General features: G+C 39.3%; 14 protein-coding genes. 7 read left to right on the top strand and 7 right to left on the bottom strand.

The annotated features are described in order from the left end of the window. Nucleotide 1: 1 nt before the first annotated feature. The 4 genes from AC04QZ_RS18405 to AC04QZ_RS18390 all read right to left on the bottom strand — a co-directional run bounded on the left by AC04QZ_RS18405 (nucleotide 2) and on the right by AC04QZ_RS18390 (nucleotide 5581). Nucleotides 2-1513 carry a TSUP family transporter gene (locus AC04QZ_RS18405; protein WP_086545365.1) on the bottom strand — a complete coding sequence of 504 codons (1512 nt, stop codon included), beginning with the start codon at nucleotides 1511-1513 and terminating at the stop codon, nucleotides 2-4. Continuing rightward, nucleotides 1497-2267: a uroporphyrinogen-III C-methyltransferase gene (gene cobA, locus AC04QZ_RS18400; RefSeq protein ID WP_086545364.1), complete on the bottom strand. Its 771-nt coding sequence runs from the start codon at nucleotides 2265-2267 to the stop codon at nucleotides 1497-1499. Before cobA ends, AC04QZ_RS18405 begins: the two co-directional genes overlap by 17 nt. Before the next feature lie 104 nt (nucleotides 2268-2371). Then, a complete protein-coding gene (locus AC04QZ_RS18395) occupies nucleotides 2372-4462 on the bottom strand; it encodes a HEPN domain-containing protein (RefSeq protein WP_086545363.1) in 2091 nt (696 codons plus the stop codon). A 672-nt stretch (nucleotides 4463-5134) separates the two neighbouring features. After that, a complete protein-coding gene (locus AC04QZ_RS18390) occupies nucleotides 5135-5581 on the bottom strand; it encodes an RrF2 family transcriptional regulator (RefSeq protein WP_086545362.1) in 447 nt (148 codons plus the stop codon). A gap of 215 nt (nucleotides 5582-5796) precedes the next feature. Here AC04QZ_RS18390 and AC04QZ_RS18385 point away from each other — a divergent pair, with 215 nt between their 5' ends. Next, on the top strand, nucleotides 5797-7017 hold the full coding sequence (locus tag AC04QZ_RS18385; RefSeq protein WP_478358947.1) for a metallophosphoesterase: 1221 nt from the start codon (nucleotides 5797-5799) through the stop codon (nucleotides 7015-7017). 134 nt (nucleotides 7018-7151) lie between these two features. On the opposite strand, the gene AC04QZ_RS18380 is transcribed toward AC04QZ_RS18385, so the two are convergent. Next, a complete protein-coding gene (locus tag AC04QZ_RS18380; protein ID WP_086545360.1) occupies nucleotides 7152-9587 on the bottom strand; it encodes a TonB-dependent receptor in 2436 nt (811 codons plus the stop codon). A gap of 319 nt (nucleotides 9588-9906) precedes the next feature. On the opposite strand from AC04QZ_RS18380, the gene AC04QZ_RS18375 reads away from it, so the two are divergent. From AC04QZ_RS18375 to AC04QZ_RS18350, 6 genes are all read left to right on the top strand, one after another. After that, nucleotides 9907-11448 carry a pyridoxal phosphate-dependent decarboxylase family protein gene (locus AC04QZ_RS18375; protein ID WP_478358946.1) on the top strand — a complete coding sequence of 514 codons (1542 nt, stop codon included), beginning with the start codon at nucleotides 9907-9909 and terminating at the stop codon, nucleotides 11446-11448. Next, the gene (locus AC04QZ_RS18370) at nucleotides 11393-13852 is read left to right on the top strand and encodes a GNAT family N-acetyltransferase (protein WP_478358945.1); all 2460 of its coding nucleotides are present in this window, start codon (nucleotides 11393-11395) and stop codon (nucleotides 13850-13852) included. The genes AC04QZ_RS18375 and AC04QZ_RS18370 overlap by 56 nt, the downstream gene beginning before the upstream one ends. Beyond that, on the top strand, nucleotides 13853-15193 hold the full coding sequence (locus AC04QZ_RS18365; RefSeq protein ID WP_478358944.1) for a lysine N(6)-hydroxylase/L-ornithine N(5)-oxygenase family protein: 1341 nt from the start codon (nucleotides 13853-13855) through the stop codon (nucleotides 15191-15193). It begins immediately after the preceding gene. 338 nt (nucleotides 15194-15531) lie between these two features. Further along, nucleotides 15532-17343 carry an IucA/IucC family protein gene (locus tag AC04QZ_RS18360; protein ID WP_478358943.1) on the top strand — a complete coding sequence of 604 codons (1812 nt, stop codon included), beginning with the start codon at nucleotides 15532-15534 and terminating at the stop codon, nucleotides 17341-17343. 351 nt (nucleotides 17344-17694) lie between these two features. Next, entirely contained in the window at nucleotides 17695-18321 is a 627-nt protein-coding gene (locus AC04QZ_RS18355) for a M23 family metallopeptidase (protein ID WP_478358942.1), read from the top strand. 287 nt (nucleotides 18322-18608) lie between these two features. Further along, nucleotides 18609-19481 carry an NmrA family NAD(P)-binding protein gene (locus AC04QZ_RS18350; protein ID WP_478358941.1) on the top strand — a complete coding sequence of 291 codons (873 nt, stop codon included), beginning with the start codon at nucleotides 18609-18611 and terminating at the stop codon, nucleotides 19479-19481. Nucleotides 19482-19524: 43 nt separating this feature from the next. On the opposite strand, the gene AC04QZ_RS18345 is transcribed toward AC04QZ_RS18350, so the two are convergent. Both AC04QZ_RS18345 and AC04QZ_RS18340 read right to left on the bottom strand, forming a co-directional pair. Next, nucleotides 19525-19917 (bottom strand): hypothetical protein, encoded by a 393-nt coding sequence (locus AC04QZ_RS18345; RefSeq protein ID WP_478358940.1) that lies wholly within the window; start codon nucleotides 19915-19917, stop codon nucleotides 19525-19527. 134 nt (nucleotides 19918-20051) lie between these two features. Continuing rightward, nucleotides 20052-20369, bottom strand: a complete 318-nt coding sequence (locus AC04QZ_RS18340; RefSeq protein WP_086545353.1) for a hypothetical protein — start codon at nucleotides 20367-20369, stop codon at nucleotides 20052-20054. Nucleotides 20370-20372: the final 3 nt, after the last annotated feature.

Here is a 20372-nt window from a genome sequence, read left to right as displayed (position 1 = left end):
ACTAAATTAATTTTAAAATAAACATAATCACACTGCGCAAGCTTACAATCATCACAATAATCCCCACAGCAACCATAATCGTTTTTGCCGAAATTTTGTTCGATACTTTTGCGGCGATTGGCGATGCAATTGCGCTACCAATAATTAAGCCCAAAACAGCTTCCCAGTGTTTGCCACCTAACATGGTAAAAAAGGTAAGCGAACTCAGCGTGGCAATAAAAAAGCGGCTTATTTTTACCGTACCCAATGAAAATAATGGGTGCCTGCCGCCTGCAATTAAACTCGATAATACGATTGAACCCCAGCCACCACCAAAGGCCGCATCGATAAAACCGCCTACAAAGCCTAACAAGCCAATTTTCTTAATCTTATCCTGTGCTTTTTTTCTTTTAATATTAAAGGCTTTCATTAAAATAATTGCCCCTAAAACCAAGGTATAAACAGCAACAACCGGTTTAACGTAAGCACTGTAATGTTCTAATGACGACAGAATATAAGCCCCTAAAACTGCCCCGATAATGGCAGGGATAATTAAAATTTTGAATAGTTTCCAGTTTACGTTACCCATCCGGTAGTGCATCCAGCCTGCAATACCATTACTCATTACTTCAGAAATGTGAATGGCCATACTTGCTGATGCCGGTGGTAAGCCCATCGCTAACGAAAAAGATGCTGTGGTAACACCGTACGACATTCCAATTGCACCATCAATTAAGGCAAATACAAATCCAGCACCTAAAAACCAATAGAATAATGGATCGATATTAATTAAAAATGCCTGAAATTCTGGTTCCGTATTCCACAAAGAAAAGCCGATGGCACCAATGAGTAGAACGGATGCCACCCAGATTAACCATTTAATGTTCCGTTCGGCAAAACTTTTTTTAGGGTTAATTAAACTTTGGGTAACCTTATTGAGTTTTTTAACCTTTGCCGAAAAATCGCCATTTAAAGTTTGACGCAAAGCACTCATGTTCTGCAGTGTTTCATCAAGCTCAGCTGGCAAACCTTCATTTAAAATCTGCTTTAAACGTTTGGCTATGGTTGGTGATTTTCCATTTGTGGAAATGGCAATTTTTAAATCGCCTTTTTGAACGATTGATCCTAAATAGAAATCGCACAGTTCTGGCTTATCGGCCACATTGATCAACAGGCCACGCTCGTGCGTCACCTTTCTGATCTCTTCATTTAAAATATTGTTATTGGTTGCCGCAAAAACGATATCAATATCGTTCAGATCATCTACGTCAAAACTTTTTTGCTTCACCTTTATCAGCGGATAATTGGCGATAAGGGCATAAACTTCTGGCGATATTAATTCTGCAACAATGGTGATGGTTGCCTGCTGACTGTTATTTACAATCGCTGTTAACTTCTCCAGCCCAATATTTCCTGCACCAATTAATAATGTACGCAGCTTGTTCAGCTTTACAAAAACCGGAAAGAGCTGGTTACCTTTTTCTTCTTCCGAAAAAGATTCTGCATTATTAGGTTGGTTAGGCAATACTTGCATATTGTTTAATTAATTTCTTAAATGATGGATGTAATGATACAACTTCTCCAAAAATTAATAAAGCGGGTGCTTTAATATTTTCTTGTTGCACTAAGCCTTCTATAGTTTCAACCACACCAACTACTAATCTTTCATCTTCTGCCGATCCGTTCTGAACCACTGCAGTTGGTAAATGATGTTTGCCTGCGGCTTTAAAAATCTCTACAATTTTTGGCAACTTTTTAAGTCCCATCAGTACCACAACAGTGGCATTGGAATGTGCGGCCTGGTAAATATCAGCCGAAACTTCTCCGGAAGTGGTTGTTCCGGTAATTACCCAAAAACTTTCGCTCATGCCACGGTGTGTAACCGGAATCTGCTGCAAGCCTGGTACACCGATAGAACTCGAAATACCCGGAATTACACTTACCGGAATGCTATACGATGCCGCATAATCCAATTCTTCGTAACCTCTGCCAAAAACAAATGGATCGCCACCTTTTAAACGCACCACGTGACCGTAGTTTAAGGCATAATCAATCATTAATTTATTGATGGTATCCTGAGGATAAGAATGCTCACCTGAACGTTTCCCTACATAAACTTTAATGGCTTCTGCCGGAGCATGCTCTAATAAAGCTTCGTTGGTTAAGGCATCATACAAAACCACATCAGCAGTTTGCAATGCTTTTACGCCTTTTAGTGTCAATAAATCAGGATCTCCAGGACCAGCGCCTAAAAGGGTTATTTTTGATTCTTTATTTTGATTAACCATGTTTCTTTTTAATTATTGAATTTTGAATCATTAGATGAAGAGTTGTTTGGCGCATGGCGTTTAGCGTCTGCAGTTCTCCAATCTCCTATCTATTGTTTCAAATCTCATTTCGCTAATACGGCCCTTTTCTCCTTAATCTGATTTAAAAATTGTTTTGCTTCTTCAAAATATTTCTGAGCAAACTCGGCTGTTGGTTCGTTTTTGTTAATCTGTAAAACCAGGTCAGAGAAATTGGTCGATAAATTAAATTCTCCGGTTTCTACATAATGGTTATCAAATTCGCGAATCACACCTACCTGTGTGCTGCTATTTACACCTTTATCTAACAATAACGATTTGGCAGCGCTCACAAAAGTGCTGTAAGTATGATAAATGGCATCGGCATAAGCAGCTTTCTCCAGGTTTTGTTTCGCCCAATCGAATTTTTCATCGGCCTCTAACAATAAGGTAGCGACTAAGTCAATTACCACACCGGCACACTCGCCTACACCAATTGCAGTTACAAACTCTTCTACGTGTCCCCAATCTACAAATTCTTCTGTTTTAAGATTGGTTAAATCGGCCAGTGGCTTTAACAACTGATAAAAATGGTCTTTACCTTTTCTATCATAATATTGGTGAAAGTTCTCCTCTTCCAGGTTATTGGCTTTAAAATCATTTAAAATGAAATGTAAAACACTGGTTGCTCTTTTTGAAGGCACTTTAATTACACGTTCTGCTACTCTGCCCACACCATTACCTACTGTACCACCACCCAACATCACCTGAACTGCCGGAACAACTTTTCCTTCAGCTTTTACCGAACTTCCGTGGAAACCAATTTCAGCTAAACCATGCTGACCGCAAGAGTTCATACATCCACTGATTTTGATTTTGATGTTTTTCTCGTAAATAAACTCAGGGAAATCGGTATAAATCACCTCTTCCAAAACCTCAGCCAGGGTCATTGAATTGGAAATACCCAAATTACAGGTATCGGTACCAGGACAGGTGGTAATATCAGCTAAACTATCAAAGCCTGCTGTAGTAAAACCAATTTTATTTAAAGCTGAATATAATGAAGGCAATGCTTCCTTACGTACAAACTTTAATAATAAGCCCTGGTTTTGCGTAATCCTGATTTCATCAGCCACATAAAGTCTGATGGCATCAACAAAAGCACGCGCTTTATCAGTTTTAATATCGCCTACCTGAACTTTTACATAAACGCCATAAAAGCCGGCTTGTTTCTGCTCAATTACATTGGTCGCTAACCAGTGTTTGTAATGGGCTTCATTTAATATTTCTACCGCAGGGTACTCCTGTTCTAAAGGCAAGAGTGGCTGAGGTACCGTATTAATATCTATTTTAAAGGTTTTTACTTTGTTGGCAATGCGCTCTTCAGCAACCAAACGCAAAACTTCTTCTAAACCTAATTTCTGAACTAAATATTTTAAACGCGCTTTGTTACGGTTGGTGCGTTCGCCATAACGGTCGAATACACGAAGAACCGATTCAGTAAATGGAATTAACTGGTCTTCAGGTAAAAACTCATGTACCGCATTGGCTAAAAACGGCTGCGCACCTAAACCACCTGCAAATAAAACTTTAAACCCACGTTCGCCATTTTCGTTAATTTTAGGAATAAAACCTAAATCGTGAATATAGCTAAACGCGGTATCTCTATCACTCGAAGAAAATGAAATTTTAATCTTTCTACCCATTTCCTGACAGATTGGGTTACGCAAAAAGTAAGCAAATACGGCCTGCGCATAAGGCGAAACATCAAAAGGTTCTTCTGCATCAATTCCAGCATTTGGAGAAGCGGTTACATTACGTACCGTATTTCCACAAGCCTCGCGAAGCGTAATATCATCCTGCTCTAATTTAGCCCAAAGTTCTGGTGTGCGATCTAAACTTACATAGTGAATCTGAATATCCTGACGGGTAGTTAAGTGTAAATTCCCGCTTCCATACTCATCAGCAATATCGGCAATACGTAACAACTGCTTAAAAGTTACCTTACCAAAAGGCAATTTAATACGCACCATTTGTACTCCAGGCTGTCTTTGACCGTAAACACCGCGTGCTAAACGGAGGCTTCTAAACTTTTCGTCGTGGATGGTTCCATCTCTAAAAGCTTTAATTTTATTCTCCAAATCGATAATGTCCTGCTCGACAATCGGGTTTTCGAGTTCTGTTCTGAAACTTTGCATATGTGTTGTTAGCTTTATTCTAAAAATGCTTCCCTGTTACCGAGAAGCATTCCATATTTTATACTTAAAATTATCTGTAGGCTCCTATTACTGCGTTTTACAACAACACATTATTTGCATAGCGATTAATTGATTAGGTATAAAATTGAAATTCATACGCCAAATATATAAAGTATATAGGAATAGTCGTAATTTATTATGAAAAATTTTACGAAATCCTGTTAAACCTGGCAGGCACCCTCCTTCTAAACGTCATCCTGAACTTCTTTCAGGATCTGTTTTGAATGGCTGGTTAATAAATAGCTAACTGTCAACCTGTAACTTAATTTCATATTAATAACTGAAAATCCAAAATTGCCAACTGATTAGGCGCTAACGCGAATTAAGACCTCGCGGGTTTTAAAAACCTGTGAGGTCTGAACTCCCGATCTTGCTACTACCGCTGTTAAATAAACCCGATTGCAGTGGTAGCTGCCGGCTTCAAGCCGGCACTACAAACGGAAAGCGGGACTGAAAACCCCTATGAAAAACTGAACTTTCATTTCCAAAAAAAATCCCAAACTCAATAAATGAATTTGGGATTAATATTTTAAAACCTGCGAGGTTTAAGACATATCCTAATAGATGCTGAAATAAATTCAGCATGACGGACTTGGTGGCGAAAAATAAATATTATAAATTAATAACCCCGATTTTCAGGTTATCCTCACGGCCAATTACATCTGCTATGCTCGTTTCGGTTAAAACCTTAAGCGTAGCATCTCTAACATCAATAAAGGCACTTCTGATTCCGCAGGTTTTCTCGTCAACACATTCATCACATTTGTGATAAAAATTTAAACTTGCACAAGGCACCATGGCAATAGGACCATCAGTTACACGCATTACGTGTACCAATAAAATCTCTTCGGGCTTTTTGTTTAAGCTATAACCACCGCCTGCGCCTTTTTTACTGTATAAAAAACCAGCGTTACGTAAATCGAGCAGGATTTGCTCTAAGAATTTTTTCGGGATATGCTCCTCCTCTGCAATTTTTGAAATTTGCATAGGTGGTTTATCTAAATTTTTACCAAGCGCAACAAGCGCTTTAATGGCATACTTTGTTTTTTTGGACAGCATATTTGCACAAAGCTAATAAAAGAAAGTAAATTATAAAATATGCAACAGGAAGTTGATTTTAATTCAACAAACTATGATATTGATAAATATAAGGCTTAATAACGATAATTGCTTTAATCAAACCAGCGTAAAAATAATCGCTAACCGTAACAGTAGCTTATTATCAGCGTTTAAATTCTACTTTTACCTATATTCTGAATTACAGATTTTTAACAATGAAAAGAAAACTCAATCTATTGCCGCTCCTAATCGTTGCAATTATATTTTTTGCCCTTAACGCCTATGTTTTATCTGGCCTGGGTACCATCAATCAATCTACCTGGCTTAGTCCTATTTTCTGGGTCTTTATTGTTGGACTAACTTTCGCTTTACTTTACGCCATTCAGCAGATGCGGATTCAGGGTATGAACAGGTTCTTCCAGATCATCAGCCATGCCTTTCTGATCATTTTTGCCGCAGAAATTGTGTTTGCCTTTTTTCTGCTTCTGGGCGATGTTTACCGCTTGCTATTAGGTCTTTCGACTAATTTTCAGCCAGAAGGTTTCCATATTTTAGGCCGCAGCAATTACTGGGTTGATTTTGCCTTTGTAATGTTCTGTTTAACCATTGCCTTATTTGCTTATGGCATTACCCAGGGAAAATATGCTTACCGCGTAATTAAACATACTTTATACTTTGATGATCTGCCTGCCAGTTTTGATGGTTTCACGCTAACCCAAATATCGGATGTACACGCGGGAAGTTTTACCAATCCTAAAGCGGTACAAAAAGGTATCGACATGATCAATGCCCAAAAGAGCGATTTGTTTGTTTTTACCGGCGATTTGGTCAACAATGCTTCTTCTGAAATTGTGCCCTATATCGGCCATTTTTCACAAATCAAAGCACCCTTCGGACAATTTTCGGTTTTGGGCAATCACGATTATGGAGACTATATCAAGTGGCCTACAGAAGCAGATAAAATACAGAATCTAAATCAGTTAAAAGCTTATCATAAAGAACTTGGCTTTAAGCTTTTATTAGACGAGCATGTGGAACTGCATAAAAATGGCGAGAAAATTATACTGGCCGGAATAGAAAACTGGGGAATCGGTTTTGGAGAGCGCGGTGACCTGAATAAAGCCCTGCAAAATACAGCTGTTAACGATTTCAAGATTCTCTTATCACACGATCCTTCGCATTGGGATGCGCAGGTAAAAAATTATCCTTCGAAAATCCAGCTGTCGCTGGCCGGACATACACACGGTATGCAGTTTGGGATCGAAGCTTTTGGGATTAAATGGAGTCCTGTAAAATACCGTTATAAACATTGGGCGGGCATTAAAACCGAAAACGGAAGGTACTTGAATGTAAACAGAGGCTTCGGTTTTCTAGGCTTTTCGGGGCGGATTGGTATCTGGCCGGAGATTACGGTAATTGAATTGAAGCGGAAGTAAACAACAAATGCCCCTATTTGGGGCATTTGTTGTTTAAAATTTAATCCGTCACCCTGAATTCATTTCAGGGTCTATCTTGCAAAAAGATGCTGATCCCGAAGCTTCGGGACAGCATGACGACCGATAAATTTAGCCTAGTAATTAAGCGTATACGTTAAATTATACGTTCGGCCACGGCCTGCATAATAAAAGGTTTCTTTCTTCGCTAAGGATTGATATAAAAACTGTGAGCGTTGACTCCAAATAGTCTGGTAGTTTTTGTTCAACAGGTTTTGTACCCCAAAGGATAAACTTCCGGTAAATAATTTTACCGAACCTAATAAATCAACCGTGGTGAAGCCTTTTAATTCATTCTGTACGGCAACATTTGCAATTGTTGCATAACCTTTCGAATCAAACGAGTGAAAAGCCTGTGCTTTTAAACCGAATACTTTTCCGTTATAACCCAGGTAACCTGCAATTTTTGACGGACTGGCCACCGTTACATCCTGTAAAGACCAGGTACCATCAGCATTTTGTTTCTGGGTTTTGATATACAAACCGTTTACTCCAGCCTCGAAACCATTTTGCAGGTTTAACGATAATGAACCTTCAACACCTATATTCCGTACATTTTCATCAAAAACTTCAATATTGAATGTGCTGTTGGTTTTCACATTTTTATCTGATAAGGCATAAAAACCAGCTACCTGTGCATTAAATACGCCTGTGCGATAACGGTAACCTGCTTCGTACTGTTCTGTTTTGATACCGGTTAAAGGAGAACTTGCAACATTAATCGAGTTACCTAAATTCCAGTTGGTGCCAGCTAAAGTATAAGCACCCTGTCCATAATATTTTGCCGGATCAGCCAGGTTAAAACCTTGTGAAAAATTAACCCAGGCCTGTTGAGGGGCATTGATTTTAAATACCAAACCACCATTTAATAAGTTCACATCATAATGGTTTTCTCCACCTGCAATAGCAGTAGCCGTTCTACCCACACCATAGGCCAGAGGCACCGCTGCAGCAGTACCCACAAAATCGCCAACTTTAACAAACATGCGTTGCTGGCGCACTCCTCCTGATAAAGTTAAAAAATCGGCTACTTTAACCTGAGCTTGTAAAAATCCAGATAAACCATTCACCCTAAAGTTTGGATAACGGGCAATGGTCGCTACTGTAGTATTGTTTAAACCGCCAGATGTAGCAGCTTTTGTTCTATCAAACAGCGCTTGCTGGGCATTAAAATTCTCATTATCGGCATCAATTCCATAAGTAAGGTTCAATCGGTTCCAATCTTTATTCAATACGAGTTTTAACGCACTATAATTCGTGTTTTGGATAGATGATCCGCTGTAAAGCACACCAGGTATTGCCGCCTGTCCCGGAAATGGGTGAAAGCTGAATTTTTCATTTCTTGCCGCTGCCTGTACATAAAGTGTTTGTCCACCCAAAATGTCGCTGGCCTGGTAATTGGCATTGATATTCGCCCGGCTGGTTTTTGGGTCAACATCTGCTGAATAACCATTTCTCATTTCTAAAAGTGCTGGATTTGACAGTAATCCACCATAATTTGTACCCAGGAAAAGGTCTTTATCACCACGGTAACCCGAATTGTAATATTGGGCATTCACCGATAGTTTTTGGTAATCTGTCAATTTAAATTCAGTACTTCCGAAAAAATCGAAGGACTGGTTATACTGTAAGTCAGTTTGTGTTATGTCAGTAAAAATCTGTTTTCCATCTGCGCCATAGGCTGCGTTATTTTTCTGGAAGGCCATACCGATACGTCCGTTCCAATCTTTACTCCCGCCTGAAATCGCTTGTGCTACGCGTACATCGTGGTCACTTTTTTCTTTCAAACCACTGCGTACACCAACTTGTGTCGTAAAACTTGGCTGACTATCCTGCCCTTTTTTGGTAATAATGTTAATAATACCACCTGTTGCACCACCGCCATAAACGGCGCTTGCTCCAGACAATACCTCTATTCTTTCGATGTTGAAAGGATCTATCGATTCGAACTGACGGCTTACACCACGTGTACTGTTTAACGATACGCCGTCAATCATCACCAATGCATCTCTGCCGCGTTGGTTTTGGCCGTAATTCGTACGTCCCTCCGGACCAGCATCCAAACTCGGGATCAATTGCGCCAATGTTTGTTTAAGCGGAATCCCTGCTCTGGCTTGTTCCTGAATTTTTGCACCGTCTACAACCCAAACTGTACCTGGTATCTCGCTGATTTTGGTCGGTTTACGTGATGAAACCACCACCACCTCCTGCATATTGGAAGTAGGGCTTAAATAAAGGGTTAAATTAACCGTTTGGTCTTTAGCCAAACTTACTTTTTGCAGTATGGTTGTATATCCTACATAACTTACCTGTAATTTGTAAGCACCTTCGGTTAATTTTAACTCGAAGCTGCCATCAGCAGCAGTTGTAGCCGAGGCATTTTTGCCTTCGACTTTAATATTTGCCCCCGCAAGCGGAGCAGTTTCGCCAATTACCTTTCCGGTAACAGTTTGTGCTTTACCTGTTAACATAAATCCACAAACAAGGATTGCAATTAAGTATAGATTTTTCATTTACTATTATTTTTTTTGCGCAAAGCAATCATTTATTTAGATCAAATCCAAATAAAATATTTTAATTTTCTGTTGAACAGGATACTAAAACGGTTAAGTAGTACTCCGTAAACAACTTATCAACAATGTGTTAAAAATATTTTAAATATTATTTTTAATCAATCTAAATAAAAATATACCTTAGCGGTCGGAATTATCGATAAAAAAACTGCTCACGCTAATCTCTCAATAACCAGATTTATTAATAAAAAATATCGGCTTAAAAGGCCCGGTATTTTATAGCCTTTAAACCTTAATCTTTTGAAAAATTGAAAAACTAATGTTTACATCAGACCTCGAAAAACATGAATTAATTGATTTCCTTACGGAAAGTCCGACCAAGGAAATCTTCCACCACGAAAATGAAGCAGAGTACCTCCATGCGGTAGGAAAAGTTACCCAGGCGGTAAAAAAATTCCTCAACAACAACCAACAACCTTTTAGTGGTGTATCGCCCTCGAAATTAAGACCGCTGTTTGATTCGATTGAATTTGAAAAAACGCACGATAATTACGATGCCTTGCTTAAAGAAGTGGAACAGCTTTACACCAGTCATGCGGTTGCCTTCCACCACCCTGCTTATATTGCCCATTTAAACTGCCCGATTGTGATTCCGGCGGTAGCTGCTGAGGTGATGATTTCGGCCATCAATTCATCAATCGATACCTGGGACCAAAGTGCAGGCGGTACATTAATTGAGCAAAAACTAATTGAATGGACCTGCGACCAGATTGGTTACAGCAAAAAGTCCGACGGTATTTTTACCAGCGGTGGTACGCAGAGTAATTTAATGGGACTTTTACTGGCCCGCGATCATTATTCCATTAAGGCACTAAACCACAACATTAAAGTAGAAGGCTTACCTCAGGAAGCTTCCCGTTTCAGAATCTTTGTTTCTGAAAAAGCACATTTCAGTATTCAGAAAAATGCTTCCCTTTTGGGTTTGGGTGAAAAATCGGTGATCAAGATTAAAACTGATCGCAGCTTTAGGATGAATACCGTTCTGTTAGAAGATGCCATTAAGCGGGAAATTGCTCAGGGCAACATCCCTATTGCCATTGTCGGCACTGCAGGCACTACCGATTTCGGCAATGTTGATCCGCTGAAAGAACTGGCTTCTATCAGCAAAAAATACCATACCTGGTTCCACATCGATGCAGCCTATGGCTGTGGTTTACTGCTAACAGATAAATACCGGAGTTTGTTGAATGGGATCGAACTGGCCCATTCGGTTACGGTTGATTACCATAAATCTTTCTTCCAGCCGGTAAGCAGCAGTGGTTTCCTGGTTCGTGATAAAAACTTTTTCAACCTGATTACCCACCATGCTGATTATTTAAATCCTAAAGATCATGACGAGGATGGCTTACCCAATCAGGTGAACAAATCGATTCAAACTACGCGACGTTTTGATGCGTTAAAACTCTGGTTTACCCTTAGGATGATGGGCAGGAACAAATTGGGCGGTTATTTTGATACCATTATCGAAACCGCAGCCAAAATTGCCGATCTGTTACATGCTGATAGTGATTTCGAGCTGATGAACGAATCAGACATCAGTGCATTGGTATTCCGCTACCGTCCTAAAAACGTACAGTTAGATGTCTGCGCCATGAACCAGTACATCAAAAAAGCAATGTTTAATCAAGGAAAAGCTTTAGTTGCGGGCACCAAGATTAACCAGCAATTCTACCTCAAATTTACCCTACTTAACCCGCTTACTACCATCAGCGATATTGAAAACATTATTAAAATCATTAAAAAACATGGAAACGAATACGTTAGACTCAATCAGGCTTCAGCAGATTTCAGAAGAAACTAATTTTAATGCACTCCTAAACAGTTATTGCAGAGAATTTAATAACTGGAACCGTTATTTAGGCATACCTAAGTACGATGAGTCTTTAGCAAACTATTTGGTTACCAAACCTGACCGCTTGCATATCCGCTTCGATTTTACAGCTATTGGCTTCGAAGTATATGCACCTTTAAAATTTTATGCCGATAGTGGCAGACACGTATTTAATTTCCCAATAATCGAACGTAATGTTGCTACAGATGTCATTAGTCCGATCAGCATTTACAGGTTTATGGAATTGGCCATACAGTTTAGTGCTGAAGCGTTTCCCAATGTTGATGCCGGTCTGGTGAAACAACGTTTAGCGAATAGTGTAGAAAATCTTGAAGCATTTTTATCGTTCTTTAAACAGAATGGCAGGCCTGTAAATTTCGCCAAAATGAATTTTATTGAGGCAGAGCAATCATTGTTTTTAGGCCACAATGCACATCCGCTTCCCAAAGGAAGATCGGGTTTTAACAATAAAGAAGAACTTTTTAAATATTCGCCAGAAACCCAGGGTCGTTTCCAGCTGGCCTATTTCCTGATCGCAGCAGAAAATATTGTGGAGAAAAATGCGGAAGGTTTCGACATCACCGATCTTTTCAGAATCGAATTGTTAGATGGCAATAATGTTGAAATCATTAATTTACTCGATCAACACCCCAATCATAAAGTGGTACCCATGCACCCGTGGGAAGCCGAATACCTGCTTAACCTGCCTAAGGTAAAAGCGATGCAGGAAGAAAAGCTGCTGTTCTATCTCGGACATTTTGGAGAATTCTACACGCCAACATCTTCGGTAAGAACAGTTTATAATGCATCGAGCGACTGGATGCTTAAATTTTCATTGCATGTAAAAATAACCAACTCACAGCGGGTTAACCTGGTTCGGGAGCTTCACCGCGGTTATGATGTGAGTAAATTATTAAAAACAGCATATGGCAAAGCAGCCAAAGCTGAGTACCCGGAAATTGAATTTATTACCGATCCTGCCTTTATCACCGTAAATTATAAAGGTGAAACCATTGATGGTTTTAACATCAGCATCAGGCATAATCCTTTTAAAGGAGAAGGAACAGAAAAAAATGTCACCTTGTTAGCGGCACTTTGCCAGGATACTCTATTAGGCCAAAAGCCAAGAATGGTAAACCTGATTGAAGAAGCAGCGATCAGTAAAAACAAAACGGTTGCACATACCGCAATAAACTGGTTTAAACAATACCTGCACCTTTGCGTAGCGCCGATTGTGGGCCTTTATAACAATTATGGGATGGCTTTTGAGTTTCACCAGCAAAATGTGATGGTAGAACTGGATAAAGATTATTATCCAGCCAAACTTTACTTCAGGGATAATCAGGGCTTTTTCTTTAGCGACGCCAAAGCTGAAGCACTGGAAAAGGCATATCCGGGAATTGCGGCCGAAAGTGGTTCTATTGTACCAAACGAATATATCATTCCTAAACTCACCTATTATCTGCTCATCAACAATATTTTGGGCGTAGTAAATGCCATAGCCAGCAACAATTTGGCTGATGAGAAAACTTTGATTGATCTCGTTTATCTGGAATTTAAACAATTTGAAAACAGTGACACCACCGGTTTGGTAGATTATATCATCAACCGCCGCAGCTGGGAAGTAAAAGGCAACCTCTTAACCAACCTCTGCAATATCGATGAGGCCAGTGCCCCTATCGATAATCCAGCTATCTATCGTGATTTCCCGAATCCATTATCTAAATATTTCTTCTCTGAAAACCTGATCAAACCACGAACCAAAGAGGTGCTTTACAGCAGGTTTTTCCCAAAAGAAAATGTAACCATCAACATCCGTCCGTTTAATATCGACCGCGACCTGGAAATGGTTCACGATTGGTTTAATCAGGAACATGCCAAACCGATCTGGAAGATGGATGGACCAATCAGAGGTCTGGAGTTATTCTACAGGACTTTATTACCAAACGATTCATCACACAGTTTTATAGGTGAAATAAATGGTGAACCCACCTTTACCATAGAGCCCTACTGGCCTATGCGCGATGGTGTAGGTGCCTGCTACGAGGCTTTAACTACCGATTATGGTGCACATTTGCTGATTGCGCCAACAGATAAGGACAAAAAATTCAGCTTCGAAACCGGTCAGGCTTTAATGGATTTCATTTTTGAACAACCTGAAGTAGGTAAATGCATTGGTGAAGCCGCTGTTGAAAGTCGTGCGATGCACATTTTTGTAACCCGACTGGGCTTTAAATTAGAAAAAGTGATCCAAATGCCTTATAAAATGGCCAACCTTACCTTCTGTTACCGTGATTGGTACTGGGAAAAATTCCCTGAAGCAAAGGCCTATGCTATGGCTAAATCATCAGAATTTGAAACGGAGGAAATTTAAATGCAGAATCAAAAAATATACGACATTGTAGGAATCGGCATAGGCCCCTTCAATCTGGGTTTAGCGGCGCTATGTGCGCCCATCAGCAGTTTATCGACCTTATTTTTAGATCAGGCAGACGAATTTAACTGGCACCCCGGTATGATGCTGAGTGATGCGACTTTACAGGTCCCGTTTATGGCCGACCTGGTTACTATGGCCGATCCAACCAGCTCATACAGTTTTTTAAACTACCTTAAACAGACAGATCGCCTCTATAAATTTTATATCAGAGAAGATTTTTTTGTGCTGCGTAAAGAGTATAATGCTTATTGTAAATGGGCCATCAATCATCTGCAAAACTGCCTGTTTGGGCAGAAAGTAACCAGCATAAATTATATCGACAGCATTTATCAGGTAGAAAAAGTTGATCAGGTAACCGGTGCCAGAGAAATCATTTTGACTAAAAAAATCGTGCTTGGTACAGGAACTGCACCTAAAGTGCCTGGTTTTATCAATCCGGCTGAGCATCAAAATGCGATACATTCTTCAGCATACTTAAAATTTAAATCAACGCTGTTGAAGCAAAAAACCGTAACGGTTATTGGCTCAGGTCAAAGCGCTGCCGAAATTTTCTACGATCTTTTGCCTGAAACTGAAAATGGCCTGAAACTGAAATGGTTTACTCGGCCAGACCGCTTTTTCCCGATGGAGTATTCGAAACTGACACTCGAACTTACTTCGCCTGAATATGTAGATCATTTTTATAATTTGAATGATGCAAAACGCAAACAGTTATTAGCGAAACAGAACTCATTATTTAAGGGAATAAACTTTGATCTCATTAACCAGATTTTCGATAAACTTTACGAGCTGAGTGTTGATGGCGAAAAAATCAATGCCGAACTAATGCCCAACTGCCAGTTGAATAATTTAACGGTAAACACCGATGGCAAATACCAGCTTGAACTTTACCACACCGAAAGTGAAAAGGATTTTGCGGTGGATACTGACTTTGTGGTACTGGCAACTGGCTACAAGTACAATGAGCCGGGTTTCTTATCAGGAATAAACGATCGCATCACACGCAATGCTGATGGGCTTTTCCAGGTACACCGCAACTATGCTATTGATGTGAATGGAAACGAAATCTTTGTTCAAAACGCTGAATTGCATACGCACGGTTTTGTAACGCCTGATCTGGGCATGGGTGCTTATCGCAATGCCTCCATTATCAATGCCATTTTAGGTTTCGAAATCTACCATGTTGAAAAACGGATTGCCTTTCAGCAGTTTAGTGTAGCAGATAAAATACAGGTAGATGAATTGTCTATTGCTGAGCTTCAGTTATCAGAAGATTAAGTTAATTCAGCGCTGTCACGTTGGTCGGGATTTGTAATCCCGACCGTTGAGAACCGGATTTGAAATCCGGAGTATGAAACAGGTTGTATCATAAGTTATAATTTCATTCGAATTTGTCACGTTGAGCTTCCCGAAGAATCGGGACAAGTAGTCGAAACGCCTTGAGAGGCATTTAAACAGGTCCTTCGACAGGCTCAGGATGACAATTTATAATTATGATACATTATTGTTGGTCGGGATTTGTAATCCCGACCGTTGAGAACCGAGTTTGAAATCCGGAGTACAAAAAGTCCAGATTACAAATCCGGACTAACCCAACATTTAAAAAAACAAATACCATGAACTACAACAACTTCAATCACATTAAACCCTTAAATAAGGAAGTTTGGGATAAAGTAAACCTAAACTATATTGCAAAGTCGATCGTGGAACTGATGCACGAAAAATTAGCAGAACCAACACTGATCAATACCAATGAACAAGGTATTTCCGATTTTCGACTGGCTACCGATACTGAAGACATTTATTATACTTTTTCAGGTCAGCAGCGCGCTTTAGATTACCTGCACATCGACAAACAGAGCATCAAAAAATTTGTAAATGGCGAAAGTGTAACCGTAAACAATGCACCTGCTTTTTATACCGAACTACAGCAAACCTTTGGGATTAAACCATTTACTTTGGCTCATTTTGTAGAAGAAACCTTAAATACGTTATATGCCGATGCTTATATTCATGAAAAAGGCAGGTTAAGTGCTGATGAGCTGGCTAATTCGGATTACCAGACCATCGAACACCAAATGGATGGGCATCCCTGGGCAACCATTAACAAAGGACGCATAGGTTTTAACCATAGCGATCAGGGCAGATATGCTCCTGAAGCCGCTCAAAGAACGCAACTGGCCTGGTTAGCGGTACATAAAACAAGAGCAGAATTTAAAAGTATCGAAAGTATTTCTCCGTTTTCTTTTTATAATGAAGAACTCAGTTTAAAGCAGGTTCACGATTTTAATCAGGTACTCATCCAACAGCAGTTACAGCCTGAAGATTATTTCTTTATCCCTGTTCACGAATGGCAGTGGAACAATAAAATCGTATTACAACTGGCACATGACATTGCCCATAATTTAATCATACCGGTTGGCTTGGGTACTGATGAATACATGTGCCAAAACAGCATTCGCACCTTTTTTAATGTGAGCGAACCCAAAAGACATTATGTAAAAACGGCTATTTCGATTTTAAACACCTCTATTTTCAGAGGACTTTCACCTAAAAAACTCGCTATTGCACCAAAGGTAACCCAGTGGGCAAAAGACATGCTTCAGGGTGATGAGTATTTAAAAAAGACCCGCGTAGTGCTTTTGGGTGAAGTGGCTACAGTGGCCTATACCCATCCACAATACAGTGAAATACCGGGTTCACCATACCAATATCAGGAGTTTTTAGGGGCCATCTGGCGCGAAAGTGCCGAAAACTATTTGCTGGAAGGCGAAAATATCATGACCATGGCCAGCCTGCTTTATGTAGATGACAATGGCAAAAGCATGGTAGAGGCCCTGATCGAAAAATCAGGATTGGATGCAGAAACCTGGTTAAATGCCTATTTATCGGCTTATCTAAAACCAGTGTTAAGGATTTTTTACAAACATGCTTTTTTCTTTAGTCCACATGGTGAAAACACGATTTTGGTAATGAAAAACGGTGTGCCCGAACGCATTATCATTAAAGATTTTGTAGAAGAAATTGTATTAACAGAAGAATCGAAAGCAAAATTACCGAATGATCTGGTCGATGTTTTAAGGGAGATTAATGACGAGCTGGCACCTTTATTTATCCTTTCAGGAATATTTGATGCTGTTTTCAGATACCTCAGCAATATTTTTCACAGTTATGTTGGATTGGACGAAAAGCAATTCTGGCGCCAGGTGGCAGATGTAATTTTAGAATTTCAACAGGAAAACCCAGAGCTTGCGCCTAAATTCGAAAAATTTGATCTTTTTGTACCTGAATTTATCAGGGTTTGTATCAATAGAGTGCGATTATTAACACACGGTTACAGCGAAAGCACCGATGTTCCAGTTCCTGAATTGATTGGTACATTGGTTAACCCCGCAGCAGAAGCTTTGAAAGAAAATGTGATGGTGTAGTTTTAAAATAATATCAGGTAAGAATCGTCATTTCGAGCGGAGTGCAACGCAGTCATGAATCACGAAATGCTCAGCATAGCTAAGTCTAAAGAATAGATCTCTCCATTTCACTTCGCTCCAGTCGAGATGACGATCTTTCTGTGAGATGATATCTTCATCGTCCCCGAGTAATGACGAATAATGTGCAGTCAGATGGTAACATCTGACACCACGAAAAAAAATAAATCGTCGTTTGTAATCAGAGTTGTCAACTTTCCGGCGAAAGCTTATAAAAGTTGACAACTCTTTTTTAAACTATAAAAATAGTTTATATTGATAAAATCATTATCTTGCTTTACAAATTCTTAAAGCATGAGAGTACTATTATTGATTTTTTTAACAACACTTTTATTTGAAAGCCCGACAATAGAGAAAGACCGCGACCGCTGGAAACCCTATTATACGGATACCGCACCTGCAAAAACAGCCGATAACTGGTTTCTTCCTTTCGATGTAGCCAACCGTAAAAAAATAAATAACATCAAAATCATTAGCATTTTTGGCGATCATCGGGATAGTTATGTTAAAGGCCATATCCATACGGCTATCGATATTAACCCTGCTCAGCCTAAAGCGAAACTGGTTAATGTTTACGCCATGGCCAACGGAATAGTCTGCTCTGTGCATTTGGGCGAAAACCAACGTACAGTTGTGGTAAAACATAAACTGCCCAACGGATTAATCATGTTTACCAGCTACAAACATCTGAAAGAAGTTTATGTAAGTAACGGTCAAAATGTTGATCAGAATACCAAACTGGCCAGGTTATTCACACCACAGGAAAGTAAAAAATACGGTGGCGATTATCACCATCTTCATTTAGAAATCAGGAAAAAATTTGATGATTATGGCTGCGCAAGCTGGTTAACTTTTAATAATACACAACTAAATGAACGATTTTATAACCCTCAAAATTTCATTAGAGAACACATTAAATAAGATAAGTTAATCGCAGAGAAATCAAGTTTGAATAGCCACCCCGCTAATAAACTTGACTTCTCTTTTGATAGATGAAATGAGAAAGTTTCAGTTGGTGAGAAAATAATAGCTTACCAGAGAAGTCAAGTTTAAATAGCCACCCTGCTACGAAACTTGACTTCTCTTTTGAAATGAGGAAAGTTTAAGCTGGTTCGCGCGGGGGGATAGCATCAAAATTAAAAAAATTGAAACCAAGTTTCTTGGTTTCTTGTTAGATAAGCAAACGCTCGTAAATAAATCATTTTATTATGTACGTTATCTTAGGCGCGTCTGGTCAGGTTGGATCAGTAATTGTAGATCATTTATTGGCTAAAAAATTACCTGTTAAAGCCGTTATCCATAATCCCGAAAAAGCTTCAGCAATTAAAGCAAAAGGAGCCGAAGTGGCCATTGCCGATGCCATGGATTTAAATTCTTTAATTGAAGCATTTAATGGTGGCGACACACTTTTCGTATTAACACCTGAAACAGGAAAAAATAAAGATGTACTCGGCGAAACCAAAACGATCCTGGAGAATTACAATCAAGCCATCAGTCAATCTTCAATTAAAAAAGTGGTAGGCTTATCCTCCATTGGCGCACAATATCCTAAAGGTACAGGCAATTTATTAATGTCGTACATGCTGGAACACGCTTTTAAAGATTTGGCTATTCCACAGATTTTTGTCAGGCCAGCTTATTATTACAGCAATTGGCTGGCTCAACTCCCTGCAATTAAAAAGAGTGGAGAACTGCCTACCTTTTATCCAACCAACCTATCCCTACCTATGATCTCTCCGATGGATGTAGCTGCATTTGTAGCTGAGGTTTTAGAAAAGGAGAATGAGTCTAAAGTTTATGAAATCGTTGGGCCACAAAAGCTAAGTTCAGCAGATGTAGCTGAAGCATTTTCTACGGTGCTGGGACAAGAAGTAAAGGCAAAACAGATTCCGCGTGAAGATTGGGATGAAACTTTACAAAAAATAGGTTTTTCACCAGATGCGAGGAAAAATTTTATTGAAATGACGCAGACCGTGATTAATGGCGATACTGATCCCGAAAACGACGGGACAACTGTTGTAAAATTAAAAAAGCGCATTTCCGAATACTTCGAAAACGCGCTACGAGACAATAAAAAATAAAATTCGGTTGGTGAGCTATCAACCGATAGCGTCTTCAAGCTAATTAATAAGTAAATTTAGGTTTACCATTCTCGCAGGTTACGCCTTTAGGCTGTATGACCAAAGCACAATCAGAAAATACACCATATTTTTTATTGTAATCGGCTTGTAGTTTGGTAAATTGTTCTACCTTTTTCAGAAATGTGCTTTCATCTATTTTTACAGAGTAAGCTATGTAACCAGCTGCGCCACCACAAGCTTTAGATCCAATCGCAGTAAATTTCCATTCACCTGCATTTTCACAGGTAAACTGCTGTGCGGTTTTCTCAATATCTTTATAAAGCGCTTCTAATTCTGTCTGATCGACATTTTGCATGGGTTCTTCGCGATCTGTACAAGCCCAGATCAAACTCATGATCAGTACAATTGAAGATAAAATAAATAGCGTCCGTTTCATTGTTGTTTATTTTAACCTAAAACGGGAATCAAAATAAAAACGCTACATCCGCTAAGACCTATGCGGCTTAAAAACAAAGACTTCCGAAGTTTAACTATGAAATGAGCACAGAAATTTCGGAAGTCTTTCAATAATTAAAACTTTATCTTTAACGTACACTTTTCCCTGTTTCCATCATTGATCAATCCATCAGGCAGGGTAATTCTTAAGCCTTTAGCGTTCTGTTTCCATTTGATGATAAACGCTTCATCTTCCATGATCAACTCTTTCACTTTTAAAATGGCGGTTGATAGCGATTTAATAATCAGTTCTCCATGATTAAATTCTAAAAGCTCGATATTGAGTTCATCTGCTTCGCCAGAATAAAAAATAATCGGATTAACCTCATAAATATGAAGTTGATTACCACTTTGCTCGCTTGTGTTTAAAGCAATTTTTCTACTTACTGCCATTAC

The sequence above is a fragment of the Pedobacter folensis genome (genome assembly GCF_056490665.1).
Note: the sequence above shows the minus strand (reverse complement) of the source record. Positions and strands in the feature narration are given on the sequence as shown.

What these genes read in the sequence shown, in the direction of transcription:
- AC04QZ_RS18405 (WP_086545365.1), bottom strand. Translation starts at nt 1,513, where the DNA reads ATGCAAGTATTGCCTAACCAACCTAATAATGCAGAATCTTTTTCGGAA.
- cobA (WP_086545364.1), bottom strand. Translation starts at nt 2,267, where the DNA reads ATGGTTAATCAAAATAAAGAATCAAAAATAACCCTTTTAGGCGCTGGT.
- AC04QZ_RS18395 (WP_086545363.1), bottom strand. Translation starts at nt 4,462, where the DNA reads ATGCAAAGTTTCAGAACAGAACTCGAAAACCCGATTGTCGAGCAGGAC.
- AC04QZ_RS18390 (WP_086545362.1), bottom strand. Translation starts at nt 5,581, where the DNA reads ATGCTGTCCAAAAAAACAAAGTATGCCATTAAAGCGCTTGTTGCGCTT.
- AC04QZ_RS18385 (WP_478358947.1), top strand. Translation starts at nt 5,797, where the DNA reads ATGAAAAGAAAACTCAATCTATTGCCGCTCCTAATCGTTGCAATTATA.
- AC04QZ_RS18380 (WP_086545360.1), bottom strand. Translation starts at nt 9,587, where the DNA reads ATGAAAAATCTATACTTAATTGCAATCCTTGTTTGTGGATTTATGTTA.
- AC04QZ_RS18375 (WP_478358946.1), top strand. Translation starts at nt 9,907, where the DNA reads ATGTTTACATCAGACCTCGAAAAACATGAATTAATTGATTTCCTTACG.
- AC04QZ_RS18370 (WP_478358945.1), top strand. Translation starts at nt 11,393, where the DNA reads ATGGAAACGAATACGTTAGACTCAATCAGGCTTCAGCAGATTTCAGAA.
- AC04QZ_RS18365 (WP_478358944.1), top strand. Translation starts at nt 13,853, where the DNA reads ATGCAGAATCAAAAAATATACGACATTGTAGGAATCGGCATAGGCCCC.
- AC04QZ_RS18360 (WP_478358943.1), top strand. Translation starts at nt 15,532, where the DNA reads ATGAACTACAACAACTTCAATCACATTAAACCCTTAAATAAGGAAGTT.
- AC04QZ_RS18355 (WP_478358942.1), top strand. Translation starts at nt 17,695, where the DNA reads ATGAGAGTACTATTATTGATTTTTTTAACAACACTTTTATTTGAAAGC.
- AC04QZ_RS18350 (WP_478358941.1), top strand. Translation starts at nt 18,609, where the DNA reads ATGTACGTTATCTTAGGCGCGTCTGGTCAGGTTGGATCAGTAATTGTA.
- AC04QZ_RS18345 (WP_478358940.1), bottom strand. Translation starts at nt 19,917, where the DNA reads ATGAAACGGACGCTATTTATTTTATCTTCAATTGTACTGATCATGAGT.
- AC04QZ_RS18340 (WP_086545353.1), bottom strand. Translation starts at nt 20,369, where the DNA reads ATGGCAGTAAGTAGAAAAATTGCTTTAAACACAAGCGAGCAAAGTGGT.